This is a genomic window from Citrobacter meridianamericanus, assembly GCF_041320245.1.
Classification (GTDB): domain Bacteria; phylum Pseudomonadota; class Gammaproteobacteria; order Enterobacterales; family Enterobacteriaceae; genus Citrobacter; species Citrobacter meridianamericanus.
Genome location: NZ_CP101036.1, coordinates 2,462,658 through 2,479,891, shown reverse-complemented (window position 1 = coordinate 2,479,891; position 17,234 = coordinate 2,462,658). Strand labels below are relative to the sequence as shown.

Annotated in this window: 18 protein-coding genes, 2 pseudogenes and 1 other annotated feature; of the genes and pseudogenes, 14 read left to right on the top strand and 6 right to left on the bottom strand. The window is 50.4% G+C overall.

All coding sequences use genetic code 11. The features are described from left to right. Positions 1-73 precede the first annotated feature (73 nt). The 6 genes from trpL (at position 74) to trpA (ending at position 6,760) form a co-directional block, all read left to right on the top strand. Positions 74-136 carry a trp operon leader peptide gene (trpL, locus tag NMD08_RS11915; RefSeq protein WP_370620208.1) on the top strand — a complete coding sequence of 21 codons (63 nt, stop codon included), beginning with the start codon at positions 74-76 and terminating at the stop codon, positions 134-136. Continuing rightward, positions 113-207, top strand: a sequence feature (Trp leader region). Its footprint overlaps the gene before it by 24 nt. A 23-nt stretch (positions 208-230) precedes the next feature. Further along, entirely contained in the window at positions 231-1,793 is a 1,563-nt protein-coding gene (locus NMD08_RS11910; RefSeq protein WP_187252333.1) for an anthranilate synthase component 1, read from the top strand. After that, entirely contained in the window at positions 1,793-3,388 is a 1,596-nt protein-coding gene (gene trpD / locus NMD08_RS11905; RefSeq protein ID WP_370620160.1) for a bifunctional anthranilate synthase glutamate amidotransferase component TrpG/anthranilate phosphoribosyltransferase TrpD, read from the top strand. The genes NMD08_RS11910 and trpD overlap by 1 nt, the downstream gene beginning before the upstream one ends. A 3-nt stretch (positions 3,389-3,391) precedes the next feature. Next, complete coding sequence (trpCF, locus tag NMD08_RS11900; RefSeq protein ID WP_370620207.1) at positions 3,392-4,750, top strand: bifunctional indole-3-glycerol-phosphate synthase TrpC/phosphoribosylanthranilate isomerase TrpF; 1,359 nt, start codon at positions 3,392-3,394, stop codon at positions 4,748-4,750. 10 nt (positions 4,751-4,760) lie between these two features. Beyond that, on the top strand, positions 4,761-5,954 hold the full coding sequence (trpB, locus tag NMD08_RS11895) for a tryptophan synthase subunit beta (protein ID WP_151225521.1): 1,194 nt from the start codon (positions 4,761-4,763) through the stop codon (positions 5,952-5,954). Next, positions 5,954-6,760, top strand: coding sequence for a tryptophan synthase subunit alpha (gene trpA, locus NMD08_RS11890; protein WP_151219372.1), 807 nt, complete (start codon positions 5,954-5,956; stop codon positions 6,758-6,760). Before trpB ends, trpA begins: the two co-directional genes overlap by 1 nt. A 32-nt stretch (positions 6,761-6,792) precedes the next feature. On the opposite strand, the gene NMD08_RS11885 is transcribed toward trpA, so the two are convergent. Both NMD08_RS11885 and NMD08_RS11880 read right to left on the bottom strand, forming a co-directional pair. Continuing rightward, positions 6,793-8,262: a GGDEF domain-containing protein gene (locus NMD08_RS11885; protein WP_187252331.1), complete on the bottom strand. Its 1,470-nt coding sequence runs from the start codon at positions 8,260-8,262 to the stop codon at positions 6,793-6,795. Positions 8,263-8,448: 186 nt separating this feature from the next. Further along, positions 8,449-8,724 carry a hypothetical protein gene (locus NMD08_RS11880; protein ID WP_151219373.1) on the bottom strand — a complete coding sequence of 92 codons (276 nt, stop codon included), beginning with the start codon at positions 8,722-8,724 and terminating at the stop codon, positions 8,449-8,451. A gap of 544 nt (positions 8,725-9,268) precedes the next feature. Between NMD08_RS11880 and NMD08_RS11875 the strand changes: the two are divergent. Then, positions 9,269-9,409 (top strand): annotated as a pseudogene (locus tag NMD08_RS11875) (DinI family protein); the annotation flags it as partial. Positions 9,410-9,868: 459 nt separating this feature from the next. Here NMD08_RS11875 and ompW read toward each other — a convergent pair. Next, on the bottom strand, positions 9,869-10,522 hold the full coding sequence (ompW, locus tag NMD08_RS11870; protein WP_151219375.1) for an outer membrane protein OmpW: 654 nt from the start codon (positions 10,520-10,522) through the stop codon (positions 9,869-9,871). A gap of 284 nt (positions 10,523-10,806) precedes the next feature. Between ompW and NMD08_RS11865 the strand changes: the two are divergent. From NMD08_RS11865 to yciA, 4 genes and pseudogenes are all read left to right on the top strand, one after another. Beyond that, a pseudogene (locus NMD08_RS11865) lies at positions 10,807-10,893 on the top strand (YkgJ family cysteine cluster protein); the annotation flags it as partial. Positions 10,894-10,921: 28 nt separating this feature from the next. After that, positions 10,922-11,665: a YciC family protein gene (locus tag NMD08_RS11860; protein ID WP_151219376.1), complete on the top strand. Its 744-nt coding sequence runs from the start codon at positions 10,922-10,924 to the stop codon at positions 11,663-11,665. Between the two features lie 54 nt (positions 11,666-11,719). Beyond that, entirely contained in the window at positions 11,720-12,259 is a 540-nt protein-coding gene (locus NMD08_RS11855) for a septation protein A (RefSeq protein ID WP_151219377.1), read from the top strand. A gap of 165 nt (positions 12,260-12,424) precedes the next feature. Next, positions 12,425-12,826 (top strand): acyl-CoA thioester hydrolase YciA, encoded by a 402-nt coding sequence (yciA, locus tag NMD08_RS11850; protein WP_151219378.1) that lies wholly within the window; start codon positions 12,425-12,427, stop codon positions 12,824-12,826. Between the two features lie 87 nt (positions 12,827-12,913). Here yciA and tonB read toward each other — a convergent pair whose 3' ends face one another. Continuing rightward, positions 12,914-13,630: a TonB system transport protein TonB gene (tonB, locus tag NMD08_RS11845; RefSeq protein ID WP_151219509.1), complete on the bottom strand. Its 717-nt coding sequence runs from the start codon at positions 13,628-13,630 to the stop codon at positions 12,914-12,916. 223 nt (positions 13,631-13,853) lie between these two features. On the opposite strand from tonB, the gene NMD08_RS11840 reads away from it, so the two are divergent. Then, positions 13,854-14,150 carry a YciI family protein gene (locus NMD08_RS11840; protein WP_151225523.1) on the top strand — a complete coding sequence of 99 codons (297 nt, stop codon included), beginning with the start codon at positions 13,854-13,856 and terminating at the stop codon, positions 14,148-14,150. Positions 14,151-14,202: 52 nt separating this feature from the next. Here the strand turns inward: NMD08_RS11840 and NMD08_RS11835 are convergent, their stop codons facing one another. Then, positions 14,203-14,376 (bottom strand): YciY family protein, encoded by a 174-nt coding sequence (locus NMD08_RS11835; RefSeq protein WP_016153268.1) that lies wholly within the window; start codon positions 14,374-14,376, stop codon positions 14,203-14,205. 142 nt (positions 14,377-14,518) lie between these two features. Here NMD08_RS11835 and cls point away from each other — a divergent pair, with 142 nt between their 5' ends. Continuing rightward, on the top strand, positions 14,519-15,979 hold the full coding sequence (gene cls / locus NMD08_RS11830) for a cardiolipin synthase (protein WP_151225524.1): 1,461 nt from the start codon (positions 14,519-14,521) through the stop codon (positions 15,977-15,979). A 34-nt stretch (positions 15,980-16,013) separates the two neighbouring features. Next, the gene (locus NMD08_RS11825) at positions 16,014-16,343 is read left to right on the top strand and encodes an HI1450 family dsDNA-mimic protein (protein WP_151219379.1); all 330 of its coding nucleotides are present in this window, start codon (positions 16,014-16,016) and stop codon (positions 16,341-16,343) included. Positions 16,344-16,380: 37 nt separating this feature from the next. On the opposite strand, the gene NMD08_RS11820 is transcribed toward NMD08_RS11825, so the two are convergent. After that, entirely contained in the window at positions 16,381-17,217 is an 837-nt protein-coding gene (locus NMD08_RS11820) for an ion transporter (RefSeq protein WP_151219380.1), read from the bottom strand. Positions 17,218-17,234 lie beyond the last annotated feature (17 nt).

Here is a 17,234-nt window from a genome sequence, read left to right as displayed (position 1 = left end):
GGTTTCGACAAATATACTGAAATCAGGTGTTGACTTTACTCCATCGAACTAGTTAACTAGTACGCAAGTTCACATGAAGAAGGTATCTGAGATGAAAGCAACATTTATCCTGCACGGTTGGTGGCACACTTCCTGATTTCGGGCAGTGTCTTACGTCTGCAATATGCAACCAGATACCCGGCCCGCCAAATGAGCGGGCTTTTTTTTGAACAAAATTAATGAGAATAACGATGCAAACACAAAAACCGACGCTCGAATTGCTTGCCTGCGATGCCGCCTACCGTGAGAATCCAACAGCACTGTTTCATCAGGTTTGCGGCGCACGTCCGGCAACGCTGTTGTTGGAATCTGCAGATATCGACAGCAAAGACGATCTGAAGAGTCTGCTGCTGGTCGACAGCGCATTGCGTATTACTGCCATCGGTGACACTGTCACTATTCAGGCATTATCCGCCAACGGCGCATCGCTGCTGCCCCTGCTGGATGCGGCCCTGCCAGCTGGCGTTGACAACGAACAACAGCCGAATGGACGTCATCTGCGATTCCCTGCCGTCAGCCCACTGCTGGATGAAGACGCCCGTTTATGTTCCCTTTCTGTATTTGATGCGTTCCGTTTATTGCAAGGGCTGGTTAATGTTCCTGCGCAAGAACGTGAAGCGATGTTCTTCGGCGGTCTGTTTTCCTACGATCTGGTTGCCGGTTTCGAAGATTTACCTCAGCTTGAAGCGGGCAACCGTTGCCCTGACTACTGCTTCTATCTGGCAGAAACGCTGATGGTCATCGACCACCAGAAAAAAAGCACCCGCATTCAGGCCAGCGTTTTTACCCCCAACGATGCAGAAAGACAGCGTCTTAATGCCCGTCTGGCGCAACTGAGCCAACAGCTTACCGAACCTGCGCCGCCGCTGCCCGTCACTGAAGTCCCGCAGATGCGCTGCGAATGCAATCAGAGTGATGAAGAGTTTGGTGCAGTGGTCCGTGGGATGCAAAAGGCCATTCGCGCGGGTGAAATTTTCCAGGTGGTACCATCCCGCCGTTTCTCGCTACCCTGCCCTTCGCCGCTGGCTGCCTACTATGTACTGAAGAAAAGTAACCCCAGCCCGTATATGTTTTTCATGCAGGACGACGAGTTCACGCTGTTTGGTGCTTCACCAGAAAGCTCGTTGAAATACGATGCCTCCAGCCGCCAGATTGAAATCTATCCTATTGCCGGGACTCGCCCACGCGGCCGTCGGGCGGACGGTTCGCTTGACCGCGATCTCGACAGTCGTATTGAGCTGGAGATGCGTACCGATCATAAAGAGCTTTCAGAGCATCTGATGTTGGTTGACCTGGCGCGTAACGATCTGGCGCGCATCTGTACGCCGGGCAGCCGCTACGTTGCTGATCTGACCAAAGTGGATCGGTACTCCTTCGTGATGCACCTGGTTTCTCGCGTTGTCGGCGAACTGCGTAGCGATCTGGATGTGCTGCATGCGTACCGCGCCTGTATGAATATGGGCACGCTAAGCGGCGCGCCGAAAGTTCGCGCCATGCAACTTATCGCCGAGGCAGAAGGTCGACGCCGTGGCAGCTATGGCGGCGCCGTAGGTTACTTCACCGCCCATGGCGATCTGGATACCTGCATTGTGATTCGTTCCGCCCTCGTGGAAGACGGTATTGCCACCGTACAAGCCGGTGCCGGGATTGTTCTGGATTCTGTTCCGCAGTCTGAAGCCGATGAAACCCGTAATAAAGCGCGTGCGGTTCTGCGTGCTATCGCCACCGCACACCACGCACAGGAGACTTTCTGATGGCTGACATTCTGCTGCTCGATAATATCGACTCTTTTACCTATAACCTGGCAGATCAGTTGCGGACTAACGGTCACAACGTGGTGATTTATCGTAACCATATTCCGGCACAGACGTTAATTGACCGCTTAGCGACTATGAAAAATCCGGTGCTGATGCTCTCTCCAGGTCCTGGTGCGCCAAGCGAAGCGGGCTGCATGCCGGAGCTGTTAACCCGCCTGCGCGGCAAGCTGCCAATCATCGGTATTTGTCTGGGGCATCAGGCCATTGTTGAGGCCTATGGCGGCTATGTGGGCCAGGCTGGGGAAATTCTGCATGGCAAAGCGTCCAACATTGAACACGACGGCCAGGCGATGTTCGCCGGTCTGGCAAATCCGCTACCGGTAGCACGCTATCACTCTCTGGTTGGTAGCAACGTTCCGGCCGGTTTGACCATCAACGCCCATTTTAACGGCATGGTGATGGCGGTGCGTCACGATACCGATCGCGTGTGCGGCTTCCAGTTCCATCCGGAGTCCATTCTGACCACCCAGGGTGCGCGTCTGCTGGAGCAAACGCTGGCCTGGGCGCAACAGAAGCTTGAACAGACCAATACGCTGCAACCTATTCTGGAGAAACTGTATCAGGCGCAGACGCTGTCTCAGCAGGAAAGCCACCAGCTGTTCTCCGCCGTGGTCCGCGGTGAACTGAAACCCGAACAACTGGCAGCGGCGCTGGTGAGCATGAAAATTCGTGGCGAGCATCCGCATGAAATTGCCGGTGCGGCAACCGCGCTGCTGGAAAATGCTGCCCCGTTCCCACGACCTGATTATCTGTTTGCCGATATTGTCGGTACCGGCGGCGACGGCAGCAACAGTATCAATATTTCCACCGCCAGCGCCTTTGTTGCAGCGGCTTGCGGGCTGAAAGTGGCCAAACACGGTAACCGCAGTGTCTCCAGCAAATCGGGATCTTCGGATCTGTTAGCGGCATTTGGCATCAATCTGGATATGAACGCCGATAAATCCCGCCAGGCGCTTGACGATCTCGGCGTGTGTTTCCTGTTTGCACCGAAATACCACACCGGTTTTCGCCATGCCATGCCGGTACGCCAACAGTTGAAAACCCGCACGCTGTTTAACGTACTCGGCCCGTTGATTAACCCGGCGCATCCGCCGCTGGCGCTGATTGGCGTTTACAGTCCGGAACTGGTGCTGCCGATTGCCGAAACGCTACGCGTGCTCGGATATCAGCGAGCAGCCGTGGTGCACAGCGGTGGAATGGATGAAGTTTCATTGCATGCGCCGACCATTGTGGCAGAGCTGCATGATGGCGAAATTAAGAGCTATCAACTGACGGCGGAAGACTTTGGCCTGACGCCTTACCACCAGGAACAGCTGGCTGGCGGCACGCCGGAAGAAAACCGTGACATTCTTAGTCGCTTGTTACAAGGTAAAGGTGAAGCCGCTCATGAAGCTGCTGTGGCCGCGAATGTCGCCATGTTAATGCGCTTGCACGGTGAAGAAGATTTAAAAGCCAATGCGCAAACCGTGATTAATGTACTGCGTAGCGGTGCGGCCTATGACCGTGTCACTGCACTGGCAGCAAGAGGGTAAATGATGCAAACCGTTTTAGCGAAAATTGTCGCAGACAAGGCGATTTGGGTAGAAGCCCGCAAACAGCAACAACCGCTGACCAGCTTTCAAAATGATGTTCAACCCAGCTCTCGTGATTTCTACGATGCGCTGCAAGGTGCGCGCACCGCCTTTATTCTGGAATGCAAAAAAGCATCGCCATCAAAAGGCGTGATCCGTGATGACTTCGATCCGGCACAGATTGCGGGCGTATATAAACATTATGCTTCCGCGATTTCCGTGCTGACCGATGAGAAATATTTCCAGGGCAGCTTTGATTTCCTGCCTATCGTCAGCCGCATCGCGCCACAACCTATTCTGTGTAAGGACTTTATTATCGATCCTTACCAGATTTACCTGGCGCGTTTCAACCAGGCGGACGCCTGTCTGCTGATGTTGTCGGTACTTGATGATGAGCAATACCGTCAACTTGCCGCCGTCGCCCACAGTCTGAAAATGGGCGTACTGACCGAAGTCAGTAACGAAGAAGAGTTGGAGCGCGCTATCGCACTGGGCGCCAAAGTCGTCGGCATCAATAACCGTGATTTACGCGACTTGTCGATTGATCTGAATCGTACCCGCCAGTTGGCGCCGCGCCTGGGCCACGGCGTTACCGTCATCAGCGAGTCAGGCATCAATACCTATGGACAGGTGCGCGAACTCAGCCACTTCGCTAACGGTTTTCTGATTGGCTCCGCGCTGATGTCGCATGATGATCTGCATGCCGCCGTGCGTCGCGTACTGCTCGGCGAGAATAAAGTCTGCGGTTTAACCCGGGCTCAGGATGCCAACGCGGCGTATAAATCCGGCGCGATTTATGGCGGACTGATTTTTGTACCCACATCGCCACGCGCGGTCAGCGTTGATCAGGCGCGAGAGGTCATGACCGGCGCGCCGCTGCAATACGTCGGGGTGTTTCGCAACACAGAAATTAGCGACGTGCGTGATACAGCGGCTGCTCTGGGACTCACTGCAGTGCAACTGCATGGTAGTGAAGACCAGGCCTACATAGACGCGCTACGCAATGCGCTACCCGCACAGGTACAAATCTGGAAGGCGCTGAGCGTCAGCGAGACGTTGCCAGCCCGTGATTATCAGCATGTCGATAAATACGTATTCGACAACGGTCAGGGCGGCAGCGGACAACGCTTCGACTGGTCTCTCTTAGGCGGACAATCGCTAGATAACGTATTACTGGCTGGCGGACTTGGCGCAGATAACTGCGTTGACGCGGCAAAAGCCGGCTGTGCCGGTCTCGATTTCAATTCTGGCGTAGAGTCACAGCCGGGCATCAAGGATGCACGTCTTTTGGCTTCGGTATTTCAGACGCTGCGCGCATATTAAGGAAAAGGACATGACAACATTACTCAATCCGTACTTTGGTGAATTTGGCGGTATGTATGTGCCACAGATTCTGATGCCTGCCCTGCGCCAACTGGAAGAAGCTTTTGTTAGCGCACAAAAGGATCCTGAATTTCAGGCGCAGTTTACAGACCTGCTAAAAAACTATGCTGGCCGCCCAACGGCGCTGACCAAATGCCAGAACATTACTCAAGGCACCAACACCACGTTGTACCTTAAACGTGAAGATTTACTGCACGGCGGCGCGCACAAAACCAACCAGGTTCTGGGTCAGGCGTTGCTGGCGAAGCGTATGGGTAAAACCGAGATCATCGCCGAAACCGGTGCGGGTCAGCACGGCGTGGCGTCTGCCCTTGCCAGCGCCCTGTTGGGACTGAAATGCCGTATTTATATGGGTGCGAAAGACGTTGAACGTCAGTCGCCTAACGTTTTCCGTATGCGTCTGATGGGCGCTGAAGTGATCCCGGTTCACAGCGGTTCCGCAACGCTGAAAGATGCCTGTAATGAAGCGCTGCGCGACTGGTCTGGCAGCTACGATACTGCGCACTATATGCTCGGGACTGCGGCAGGTCCGCACCCCTTCCCGACCATTGTGCGTGAATTCCAGCGCATGATCGGTGAAGAAACCAAAGCACAAATCCTTGAAAAAGAGGGGCGCCTGCCGGATGCCGTTATCGCCTGCGTGGGCGGTGGTTCTAACGCTATCGGTATGTTCGCCGACTTTATTAATGAAACCAGCGTCGGGCTGATCGGCGTAGAGCCTGGCGGTCACGGGATTGAGTCTGGGGAACATGGCGCGCCGTTGAAACATGGTCGTGTTGGGATTTACTTCGGCATGAAGTCCCCGATGATGCAGACCGATGAAGGACAGATTGAAGAGTCTTACTCTATTTCCGCCGGGCTGGACTTCCCATCGGTCGGGCCACAGCATGCGTATCTGAACAGCATTGGTCGTGCCGATTATGTTTCGATCACCGACGATGAAGCGCTGGAAGCCTTCAAAACACTGTGTCTGCACGAGGGGATAATTCCGGCACTAGAGTCCTCTCACGCCCTGGCGCACGCGTTGAAAATGATGCGTGAAACCCCTGAAAAAGAGCAGCTACTGGTGGTTAATCTCTCCGGTCGCGGCGACAAAGACATTTTCACCGTACACGATATTCTGAAAGCGCGAGGGGAAATCTGATGGAACGTTACGAAAACCTGTTTGCACAGCTGAAGGACCGCAAGGAAGGTGCTTTTGTCCCCTTCGTCACCCTGGGCGATCCGTCTGTTGAACAGTCACTGAAAATCATAGATACGCTGATTGAAGCCGGTGCCGACGCACTTGAGCTCGGCATTCCATTCTCCGATCCGCTGGCTGATGGTCCAACCATTCAGGAGGCTACACTGCGTGCGTTTGCCGCAGGCGTTACGCCGTCACAATGCTTTGAAATGCTGGCCCTGATTCGCCAGAAGCACCCGACGATTCCCATTGGCTTGCTGATGTATGCCAACCTGGTGTTTAGCAAGGGCATTGACGAGTTTTACGCTCAGTGTGAAAAAGTGGGTGTAGATTCTGTATTAGTGGCCGATGTTCCCGTTGAGGAGTCCGCGCCATTCAGAACGGCGGCACTACGTCATAGCATCGCACCCATTTTCATTTGCCCACCGAATGCCGATGAAGAGCTACTGCGTCAGATTGCCTCTTATGGCCGAGGTTATACCTACCTGCTTTCACGAGCAGGAGTGACCGGTGCAGAAAACCGTGCGGCACTACCCCTGCATCATTTAGTCGAAAAGCTGAAAGAATATAATGCTCCGCCTTCTTTACAAGGCTTCGGTATTTCTGCGCCTGAACAGGTAGCCGGTGCAATTGAAGCTGGCGCTGCTGGCGCGATTTCCGGCTCGGCGATTGTGAAAATCATTGAGAAGAATGTTGCGGCACCAGAACAGATGCTGGCTGAGCTGAAAGCGTTTGTCAGCGCGATGAAAGCCGCTACCCTACAGTAAGTTAATTAAACCGCCAGAGGCTTCTGGCGGTTTTACTCCCTGGCCTGCTTCATTTTGTACATGGCCGTATCCGCATTCTGGATTGCCGCATCCAGATCACCCTTCACCTCTGCAATCCCCCACGACACTGACAAGGGTATAGTATTGCCTTCCACCACAAATACATGGCTGGTCACCTGTCCACTTATACGCTCCGCAATTGCGACCGCATCACTGGCCTGAGAGCGAAACAGCAGGATCATAAATTCATCTCCGCCGGTGCGAATCACAAGATCGTGGCTGGTACGGGTGTTAGACAACATTCTGTTGGCGATAATTTGCAGCGCACGATCCCCTGCTGCGTGCCCCCAGGTATCATTGACGGCCTTAAACTTATTGCAATCCAGTAACACTACCGAGCAATGTGATAAATCCCGGCGTTTGATAATGTCGAGAATTCGGCGATTAAAACAGCCGGTCAGCGTATCAATATAAACTTTCAGGTCGCTTTCATTCAGCCATGATTTTAGCGAGAAAGTAATGATGATGAAAAAGAACGGCGCCAGCAGAATAACAATACCGGCTTGCGTATCGCGCGCCATGAAACGGCCTAATGATATCGAATAGTGCAGCGCATATTTTTCTGAAAAATTGCGCACCAAATAGCTGGATTGTCCCGCACATTTGCCGGATAAGCAGAGGCTCTCTTTGTTGGTCAGATTCACCAACTCAACGTTCAATCCGGGAAGAATTTGATTATCAAACGCCTCTGCCAACGCTTCCTCCAGCTCGGGTTTCGAATGATCATAGACCAGATAGGCCACGATTTGATCTGATATCTCTTTACCAGAAAGATCGTAAATATAGCTCACCACGCTGTAGGCTTTTTCACCAGTAATTTTATCGGTATAGAAGTTTGTTGAACTTAGGGCTTTATTTTTGACGTTTTTTTGCAACAACCGGGTATAGAAATCGACGGGAGGATAGAAAAAATGAGTAATATCCATCGCCATTTCGGAGTCAGAAAAACTAAAATTGCGCGAGTCGGAAGCCATAAACCAGTAAAAATAATCTGAATTGCTGGCGATAATGTAACGGTGCGCATCGAAACTGCCTGGATTTAGCTCATTAACCATTCCACGAATGAACTCCGCTGCAGCATACATACACAGCGCATTATGGCTGGGTTGCTGAGCAATAATCGTCCCTGTTGCAGAATGAACCCGCTTTGGGTCGGCGTTAATTCCCCATTCATCTTTATTTCGTGGAACAAACTGTGCCATAACACCACACTGTTCGCCGGTTTTGATGTGGTAGTAACGCTCGCCAATCGCATCGGCAATCAGTTCATTATCGTTAAAAATATCCAACATGTGAGCTTGCAGGCGGCTAACGCCTTCACTGGCGGCCGCCATACGCTGTTCATAAATGATAAACAGAAACAACGAAGTAAAAACCAACGTAATGAGCCCAGATACCAGCAGAGCCTGCCTGTTTCGGAGCTTATCCTGCACAATCTTCACGAGTCCCCCCGATAGTTAACAGTATTACCAAACCGGTTACCCGTTTATGTTGTTGCATAACAGCGTTGTACTTGGATAAAAATGTTAACTATCCAGAGACTAATGAGTTGAAATAGTAAGCGCACTCGTGCACGAAAGTTACAGGTTTATACAATAAAAGAACATTTTTGTTAACATAAATGCAAACTAATCATCACCTTCAATCGGATACCCTGCACGACGAATGGCCTCACGACAGTCGCTCACGCCTGCGGCATAGCCCGCCTCAATCTCGCAAACCGGACTGGCGCTGCAGTAAGGCAGCGTGATCGTTACGGCAAGGCTCTTCTCCAGAATTTCAACCTTGTTCATGTATTTCAATAACTCGCGCGCAGCATACACGGCAAACTCTGCCGTATCATCGTTTATGGATGCTTCCAGAAGGGAAATTCTGTGTTGCAGCTGGTGACGGGTCAACCTCATCGTCAATCCCCTTAAAGCCAGTTTGCTTAAAGAGTAGCATCTCATCGAATTGAGGAAAGGCAGGGAGTGAAAACGGACAATAAAAAAGCTTACCAGGAAGCGATCAGCCTTTCAGCTTTTGAATCACTAACTTAGAAACGATAACCCGCAGAGAACATAAACCTCCGCTTTGGGCTGTGAGTTTTTCGTTTCATTGCAAATGTCTCCCTTGATTAAGGACAGCGTTGCATCTTTATAAGTGGGGAAGCTCTGGGGAATTAATGGGGAGAAACACCGCCCAAATACAGAATTTGCCAGACATGGTAGCTGCTGTGTGTAGTCGATGATGAAAAACCGGGTGCCTGCTGACATCCACAGACACCCGTAATCACACAGCAGTGCATATTGGATACGCTATATCCGTAGCGAGTGGGTAGATTTATAGTCATTTCGAAGCCGGTTGTCATTAAATCTTTGTGATTGATATCTAATATTTTTAACTAAAATAACAGGTGGGACTGAGGGCGATTTCGGTATCGCTTGATCCTGAATTCCCCGACAAGCAATGTTCGTGGAACGGGTTTATGACAAAAAGAATTTTGATGGTCTGCCAGATGCAAAAGATATCATTCTGGGCGAGTTGACTGAGAGGATTCACCGGATCTTCCACGATGCTGATGTTCGGGTTACACCGCCTTTTAGCATTATCTGAAAGTGCAGGCAGCCCCGTCATACATGGCTGAATTATTGATATTTATCATATATGTTCCATCCTGCTCATGACATAAAGAATGGGCATCAGGAACAGTAGTGGTGCTAAGCCTGGTGAAACACGCCTTTCTTGATTGGATCATAATTGCTTTGACTCATATTCGGGCTGTGTGTGGCCCATTTTTTTAGTGTTATTTGTGGAGTTTACCTACCCGTAAATTCCCTGAATAACAATAAAAAGTTGAATAACATGCAAGCATTGGGGCGTCTTATCGCAGCCCCTTTTTTTTATAATGATTTGCGAAAGGTATCCAGAGTATCTTCAGGGAGCAAGATGTCGACACACAAATTTTGTTGGGGCATAGCAGTAAAGTTATGACCGATCGCTACAACGACACGCGTGTAAAAAAATGGAAAAAAACTGGTCATTTGATGACCAGTTTTGCAGAAGAACTTAAAAACGATAACCCGCAGAGAACATAAACACCCACGGATCGAGGCGTACACTGTCGCTATAACGGGCTTGCGGCAGAACAGCACCATTAGATTTGTACTTCGCAGTAGTATCGATATCCATGTACCAGACTGACATATTAATCAACCAGTCGCGGTTGATCAGATAATCCATACCAACTTGCCCTGCTGCACCCCAGGAATCTTTCAGGCTCAGATCCGATAAACCGATTTCTTTACCGTTATTGTTAAAACCTTCATCGAAGAAAGTGGTGTAGTTCACCCCGACACCAACGTAAGGACGCAGTTTGCTGCTGGAATCACCGAAATACCACTGTGCCATTAAGGTTGGCGGTAAGTGGTGAACGGTCGCAATATCACCTGTTTTGGCAGTGCCAATCTTATGGCGAAACGGCGTAGCGGCCAGGAGTTCTACACCGATATTGTCGGTTGCCATATAGGTAAATGTCAGCCCCAACTGGGTGTTATTGCTGACATTGAAGCCACCCAGACTACCCAGCGTGCCACCTGCGCCTTCCGTCGGTCTGACGGTGGCAGAACCCGCACGAATAAAGAACTCTCCGGCTTCATGCGCAAATGCGTTACCAGAGAGAAGAGTTGTTAAAGCCAATGCTGCAACTGTTAATTTTTTCATGTCCGCTCCATCGTTATGGTTATAAAAGCGGAACGAATATACCCACATTGGAGTAATAAGTGATCAAACCTGGATCACATTGACTTTGATAATTTAACATTTATTGATCCAGATTAAGTTAGAACTTGCATTCAAAATCCAGGTTAAATTAATTCAGATCAATTTTGATATATTTTCACTTCGCAAACACCCCTCGCATTTTTGCCTTTCAGACGATGTTTTTTGGTCGCGATGCGCAAATAACACACAGCGCTCTGGCATGATGCTGAACGGATAGTCGAAAATTACCAGGGCTTTACAAAGATATGCTTTTCCATACATCGCGTGATGCTGCCACTGTAGAGTTATCCAGGGTACAATTGCCCGCAAATGAACACCTGCAAAACTCAAGGAGAGTGCATGTCTATCACGGCGAAATCCGTTTACCGTGACGCGGGAAACTTTTTCCGTAATCAATTCATTACCATCTTGCTGGTATCGTTGTTGTGCGCGTTTATCACAGTGGTGTTAGGGCATGCCTTTTCTCCCACTGACGCTCAAATTGCGCAACTCAGTGAAGGCGATCAATTAACCAGCAGTGTGGGATTGTTCGATCTGGTGCAAAACATGACCCCGGAGCAACAGCAAATTTTGCTACGCGCTTCTGCTGCGTCGACGTTTTCCGGTCTGATTGGTAATGCCATCCTCGCGGGAGGTATCATCCTGATGATTCAGCTCATTTCAGCAGGGCATCGGGTCAGCGCATTACGTGCCATTGGTGCCAGCGCGCCAGTTTTGCCTAAGTTGTTTATTCTGATTTTTCTGACTACTCTGCTGGTGCAAATCGGTATTATGCTGGTCGTTGTACCCGGTATTTTGCTGGCCATCCTGCTGGCACTCGCGCCGGTGATGATGGTACAGGACAAAATGGGTGTCTTTGCTGCTATGCGCAACAGTATGCGTCTGGCGTGGTCAAATATGCGTCTGGTTGCGCCCGCGGTGATTGGCTGGCTGCTGGCAAAAACGTTGCTGTTGCTTTTTGCGCCAAGTTTTGCGGTACTTACGCCGAATGTAGGCGCGGTCTTGGCGAATACGCTGAGCAACATGATCTCCGCCGTGTTGCTGATCTATTTGTTTCGCCTGTATATGCTGATTCGCCAATAAACCCTGAACGCATACCGGGCTTGTACCCGGTGCTTTTGATGACGGAATCGAAGAATGAAGCAGTTTCTTGATTTTTTACCGCTGGTTGTCTTTTTTGCTTTTTATAAGCTTTACGACATCTATGCGGCAACCTCGGCACTGATTGTCGCGACGGCTGTGGTTTTGATTTACAGCTGGGTTCGCTATCGTAAGGTCGAGAAGATGGCATTAATCACCTTTATTCTGGTAGCCGTGTTCGGTGGCCTGACTATCTTCTTCCACAATGATGAATTCATTAAATGGAAAGTGACGGTGATTTACGGGCTATTTGCCGGTGCGCTGCTGGTTAGCCAGTGGGTGATGAAAAAGCCGCTCATTCAGCGCATGTTAGGTAAAGAGCTTTCCCTGCCGCAGCCGGTATGGTCAAAGCTTAATTTAGCCTGGGCCGTTTTCTTCATCCTGTGCGGTCTGGCAAACATCTATATCGCGTTTTGGCTGCCGCAGAACATTTGGGTCAACTTCAAGGTATTCGGCCTGACCGCCCTGACCTTACTCTTTACGTTGCTGAGCGGAGTTTATATTTACCGCCACCTTCCGCAGGAAGATAAATCGTAATTAATGTTCGCCAGATCTACGGATCTGGCGAATTTTTATCCCCTCGCGTTCCTTGTTGCTATAAACCCGGCTCACATCCGCTGCGCACGCCGTATCCCCTCTGTTCTCAGCACGTAAATTCTAGTAGCATCGCGCCTGTAATCTTTCTCTATAGTCGGTTCTACAATGACAACAACGAATAACACTCCCCAGGGCGAACTGGTTTTACGCACTCTGGCTATGCCTGCCGATACCAACGCGAACGGCGATATTTTTGGTGGCTGGCTGATGTCACAAATGGATATAGGTGGCGCTATTCAGGCCAAAGAGATCGCTCACGGTCGCGTGGTAACAGTGCGGGTTGAAGGAATGAGCTTTTTGCGCCCGGTTGCCGTAGGCGACGTAGTGTGTTGCTATGCGCGCTGCGTAAAACGCGGGACGACCTCGATCAGCATTAATATTGAAGTCTGGGTGAAGAAAGTTGCTTCTGAACCTATCGGCCAGCGCTATAAAGCTACCGAAGCCCTGTTTATCTACGTAGCTGTTGATAAAGACGGTAAACCGCGTCCGATCCCAACCTTGTCCTGACAGTACGCATTAGCAGCGCCATCCAGTAGTATTTCAATCTTTCGCTCATTGCCGGATGGCGGCGTACCACCAAATCCGGCATGATGCTTACTCGATCTGCGTTGTGCCGTTCAGGCGGAAAACGATATTCACCACCAGGCCAGAACCTGGCTTACCGGCCTCATAGCGCCATCTGCGCATCGCATTTTTCACTTCACGTTCAAACATATTTGCAGGCTGCGCGGACAGAACTTCCACATTTTCGACCCGACCATCTGGGGTCACGTCAAATTTGACCTTAACACGACCTTCAATACGCAGCGCCTGGGCACGCGCAGGATACTGTGGCTGATTACGACTTAAGGCGCGCGGCCCGGAAGGCGCGCTTACCGCTGGCTTAGTGGTTGCCGGAGCAGCACTGGTCATTGGACGCGCAGGTGCCGTATTTTCAAACGGAGACGACGGACGCGGTTCTGCGGGCTTCACATCGCGTTTCGGTTGCTCTTCAACCTTTTTCACCGGTTTTGGCTTCGGCTTAGGTTTGGGCTTCGGTTTCTCAATCACTACCGGTGCTTCTTTTGGCTGCTCCGGGATCGGCTCTGGTTCCGGCTCTGGCTCGACGACGGGTTCAGGCGGTGGCTGAACCGCCTGAGGCGGTTCAAGATCGGCAGGCGCGACCATCGTAACGGAAATAGGCTGCGCTGGTGCAGGCAGTTCAATAACCTGATGTACCGAGGTATACAGCAAACCTGCCACTACAGCACCGTGAATGCCGACAGAAAGTAACGTTGGCCAGGGAAAGCGACGAGGTAAATCAAGGGTCATTGAAGTCATAATCGTTTCAGTAAAAAAACCAGGCCTCGATTTTAAATGCAAATAGCAATCATATTCAATAAGACCGTGAAGGTAACTCAGATTTAAAACGCGATTTTATGAAAAATAACCATTTTCGGAGTGTGGCCTTAACATATCAGCAATCTTTCCGTTGCAGTTACCGGGCCTTTCCAATAACGTAAATATGACTTTTACCGTTCAAGGAGCTCTACCCGTGCTGTACGTTATTTACGCTCAAGATATCGCAGATTCTCTCGAAAAACGTCTTTCCGTACGCCCTGCTCATCTGGCCCGTCTGCAACTTCTTCATGATGAAGGCCGTTTGCTCACGGCAGGTCCTATGCCAGCGGTTGACAGTAATGAGCCAGGCGCTGCGGGCTTTACCGGCTCGACGGTGATTGCTGAATTTGAATCTTTAGAAGCCGCACAGGCGTGGGCAGAAGCCGATCCGTATGTGGCGGCAGGCGTTTATGCACAGGTTTCAGTAAAACCGTATAAGAAAGTATTTTAAAAACAGAACAAAAAGCTGAGACTTTGGGCACCGCCAGCGGTGCCCTTTTAGATCAGATATTGTGGATCGCAAACAGCAACGAGTTACGTTGATGGTTGAGGATACACTTTCTGATGGTGTGGATGCGCATATTACGACGCGATTGCCCTTCAAGCCAACGTGCTTTACGACGGCTCGCCTGACGCAGCATCCGCCAGCGTCCCACTTCCGTTCTACTACGCTTCATGTTTACTACTCTTTCAGTCACTGAGCGGCCATTATAACGCCACACCGCATGCAGACCAGTGGTTTTCCCGTGTTTTTATTTGCCAGATGAATCCTGATGCGTAAACTCTTAACAATACGCTTTCAAAAGGATTTTTAAATTTATGACAACCTTCTACACCGTGGTGAGTTGGCTGGTCATTCTGGGTTACTGGGTACTCATTGCTGGCGTAACATTACGCATTCTAATGAAACGACGCGCAGTGCCCTCCGCAATGGCCTGGCTTTTGATCATCTATATTCTGCCATTAGTAGGGATCATTGCTTATCTGTCCTTCGGTGAGCTTCATCTGGGTAAACGTCGCGCCGAACGCGCCCGGGCAATGTGGCCGTCAACGGCCAAATGGCTGAACGATCTTAAAGCCTGTAAGCATATTTTTGCGCAAGAAAACAGCAGCGTTGCCTCATCCTTATTTAAGCTGTGCGAGCGTCGCCAGGGAATCGCTGGCGTTAAGGGAAATCAACTGCAACTGCTCACTAGCTCAGATGACGTAATGCAGGCATTAATCCGCGATATTCAACTGGCGCGCCACAACATTGAGATGGTGTTCTACATCTGGCAGCCGGGTGGTATGGCCGATCAGGTCGCGGAGTCATTAATGGCTGCCGCCAGACGCGGGATTCACTGCCGACTGATGCTGGACTCCGCGGGCAGTGTGGCGTTCTTCCGCAGTCCATGGGCGGCAATGATGCGTAACGCAGGTATTGAGGTTGTTGAAGCGCTGAAAGTGAACCTGATGCGTGTGTTTTTACGCCGTATGGATTTGCGCCAGCATCGCAAAATGATCATGATCGATAACTACATTGCATATACCGGCAGCATGAATATGGTCGATCCGCGCTTTTTCAAACAAGATGCTGGCGTCGGGCAATGGGTTGACTTAATGGCGAGAATGGAAGGCCCTGTAGCTACCGCGATGGGTATTGTCTATTCCTGCGACTGGGAAATTGAGACCGGCAAGCGCATTTTGCCCCCGCCGCCGGACGTTAATATCATGCCGTTTGAGCAAGCCAGCGGTCATACCATTCACACTATCGCCTCGGGTCCTGGTTTCCCTGAAGATTTGATTCATCAGGCGCTGTTAACTGCAGCTTATTCCGCACGTGAATATTTAATTATGACCACGCCCTACTTCGTTCCCAGCGACGATTTGTTGCATGCGATCTGTACGGCGGCGCAGCGCGGGGTCGACGTCAGTATCATTCTTCCGCGTAAGAATGACTCCCTGCTGGTTGGCTGGGCAAGCCGGGCCTTTTTCACTGAGTTGCTGGCGGCAGGCGTTAAAATTTATCAGTTCGAAGGCGGTTTGTTGCATACCAAAAGCGTACTGGTCGATGGCGAACTGAGCCTCGTCGGTACCGTTAATCTGGATATGCGTAGCCTTTGGCTGAATTTTGAAATTACGCTGGTGATTGACGATGCAGGATTCGGCGGCGATCTCGCCGCAGTGCAGGATGATTATATTTCGCGTTCTCGCCTGCTTGATGCCCGTTTGTGGTTAAAACGACCACTCTGGCAGCGGATTGCAGAGCGACTGTTTTACTTCTTTAGTCCGTTGCTGTAAAACGTGCCCATCAGACAGTAAACAGGTAGTCATTATGGATATGGATTTGAACAATCGCCTGACTGAAGACGAAACGCTTGAGCAGGCTTACGACATTTTTCTCGAACTGGCTGCGGACAACCTGGATCCAGCCGACATCATTCTGTTCAATTTGCAGTTTGAAGAACGCGGCGGTGCGGAGTTATTCGACCCGGCAGAAGACTGGCAGGATCACGTTGATTTTGATCTGAACCCTGATTTCTTTGCCGAAGTGGTGATTGGTCTTGCAGATACTGAAGACGGCGAGATTAACGATATTTTTGCGCGCGTTTTATTGTGTCGCGAAAAAGATCACAAGCTGTGCCATATTCTCTGGCGCGAATAATCAAACAAAAAAGCTGCTCTCGCAGCTTTTTTCATTTTTAACCCGGCAGTTTACTTCCACAGCGGTTACAAAACTGCGCACTATGTTCATGCTGGCCTTGCTGACACTGCGGACATTTACGTAAATTCTGGCGATTCTGAAACGCGCTGCTCATATGTGTGGTAATCAATCCAGTCGGTATCGCAATCACAGAGTAACCAATCAGGATAAGCAAAGACGCGACCATGCGCCCCAATGGCGTGTGTGGTGTGATATCGCCATAGCCAACAGTAGTGACCGTGACAATGGCCCAATACACCGACGCATTTAGCGTGGTAAAACCATATTTTGGTCCTTCGATCAGGTACATCAACGCACCGAAAACAATCATCAGAATGGCAATAAAGGAATAGAACAGTATGAGCTGATGGCGGGCGCTTTTGATGGCGTTCCAGAACACTCGCAGGGAAGGCATAAAGCGCAGCAACTTCAGAATACGCAGCACACGTAGAACGCGCATCGCGCGCCAGGCGAAGACATAACTCAGACTGATTTCAGGCCACAACCACATTACATACAGCGGCAAAATGGTGGCAAGATCGATTATTCCCCAGAAGCTAAACACATACTTTGCGGGATTGGCCCAGCAGCATAAACGTAGAAAGTATTCGAGGGTAAAGACCAGAGTAATAAAGACCTCCAGCCAGATAAAAATATGCCATTCATCATACGTTAAATGGTATTGCGTCCCTACTCCGGACTCAATGAAGATAACAATAACGCTAAGCAATGCGAACAGCGCGCACATACCTTCAAAGCGACGCCCCGAACGGGTGTTTAAATCGAATAATTTGCGATAGAGCCCACGGCGGACAGAAGAGACTAGACCTGGCACAAATACCTCACCAAAAA

Bases quoted from the DNA above. Each gene is read 5' to 3' on its own strand.
- tonB (WP_151219509.1), bottom strand. From the start codon at position 13,630: ATGACCCTTGATTTACCTCGTCGCTTTCCCTGGCCAACGTTACTTTCT.
- trpB (WP_151225521.1), top strand. From the start codon at position 4,761: ATGACAACATTACTCAATCCGTACTTTGGTGAATTTGGCGGTATGTAT.
- NMD08_RS11835 (WP_016153268.1), bottom strand. From the start codon at position 14,376: ATGAAGCGTAGTAGAACGGAAGTGGGACGCTGGCGGATGCTGCGTCAG.
- NMD08_RS11910 (WP_187252333.1), top strand. From the start codon at position 231: ATGCAAACACAAAAACCGACGCTCGAATTGCTTGCCTGCGATGCCGCC.
- NMD08_RS11880 (WP_151219373.1), bottom strand. From the start codon at position 8,724: ATGAGGTTGACCCGTCACCAGCTGCAACACAGAATTTCCCTTCTGGAA.
- trpA (WP_151219372.1), top strand. From the start codon at position 5,954: ATGGAACGTTACGAAAACCTGTTTGCACAGCTGAAGGACCGCAAGGAA.
- NMD08_RS11855 (WP_151219377.1), top strand. From the start codon at position 11,720: ATGAAGCAGTTTCTTGATTTTTTACCGCTGGTTGTCTTTTTTGCTTTT.
- NMD08_RS11825 (WP_151219379.1), top strand. From the start codon at position 16,014: ATGGATATGGATTTGAACAATCGCCTGACTGAAGACGAAACGCTTGAG.
- NMD08_RS11860 (WP_151219376.1), top strand. From the start codon at position 10,922: ATGTCTATCACGGCGAAATCCGTTTACCGTGACGCGGGAAACTTTTTC.
- ompW (WP_151219375.1), bottom strand. From the start codon at position 10,522: ATGAAAAAATTAACAGTTGCAGCATTGGCTTTAACAACTCTTCTCTCT.
- yciA (WP_151219378.1), top strand. From the start codon at position 12,425: ATGACAACAACGAATAACACTCCCCAGGGCGAACTGGTTTTACGCACT.
- trpCF (WP_370620207.1), top strand. From the start codon at position 3,392: ATGCAAACCGTTTTAGCGAAAATTGTCGCAGACAAGGCGATTTGGGTA.
- trpD (WP_370620160.1), top strand. From the start codon at position 1,793: ATGGCTGACATTCTGCTGCTCGATAATATCGACTCTTTTACCTATAAC.
- cls (WP_151225524.1), top strand. From the start codon at position 14,519: ATGACAACCTTCTACACCGTGGTGAGTTGGCTGGTCATTCTGGGTTAC.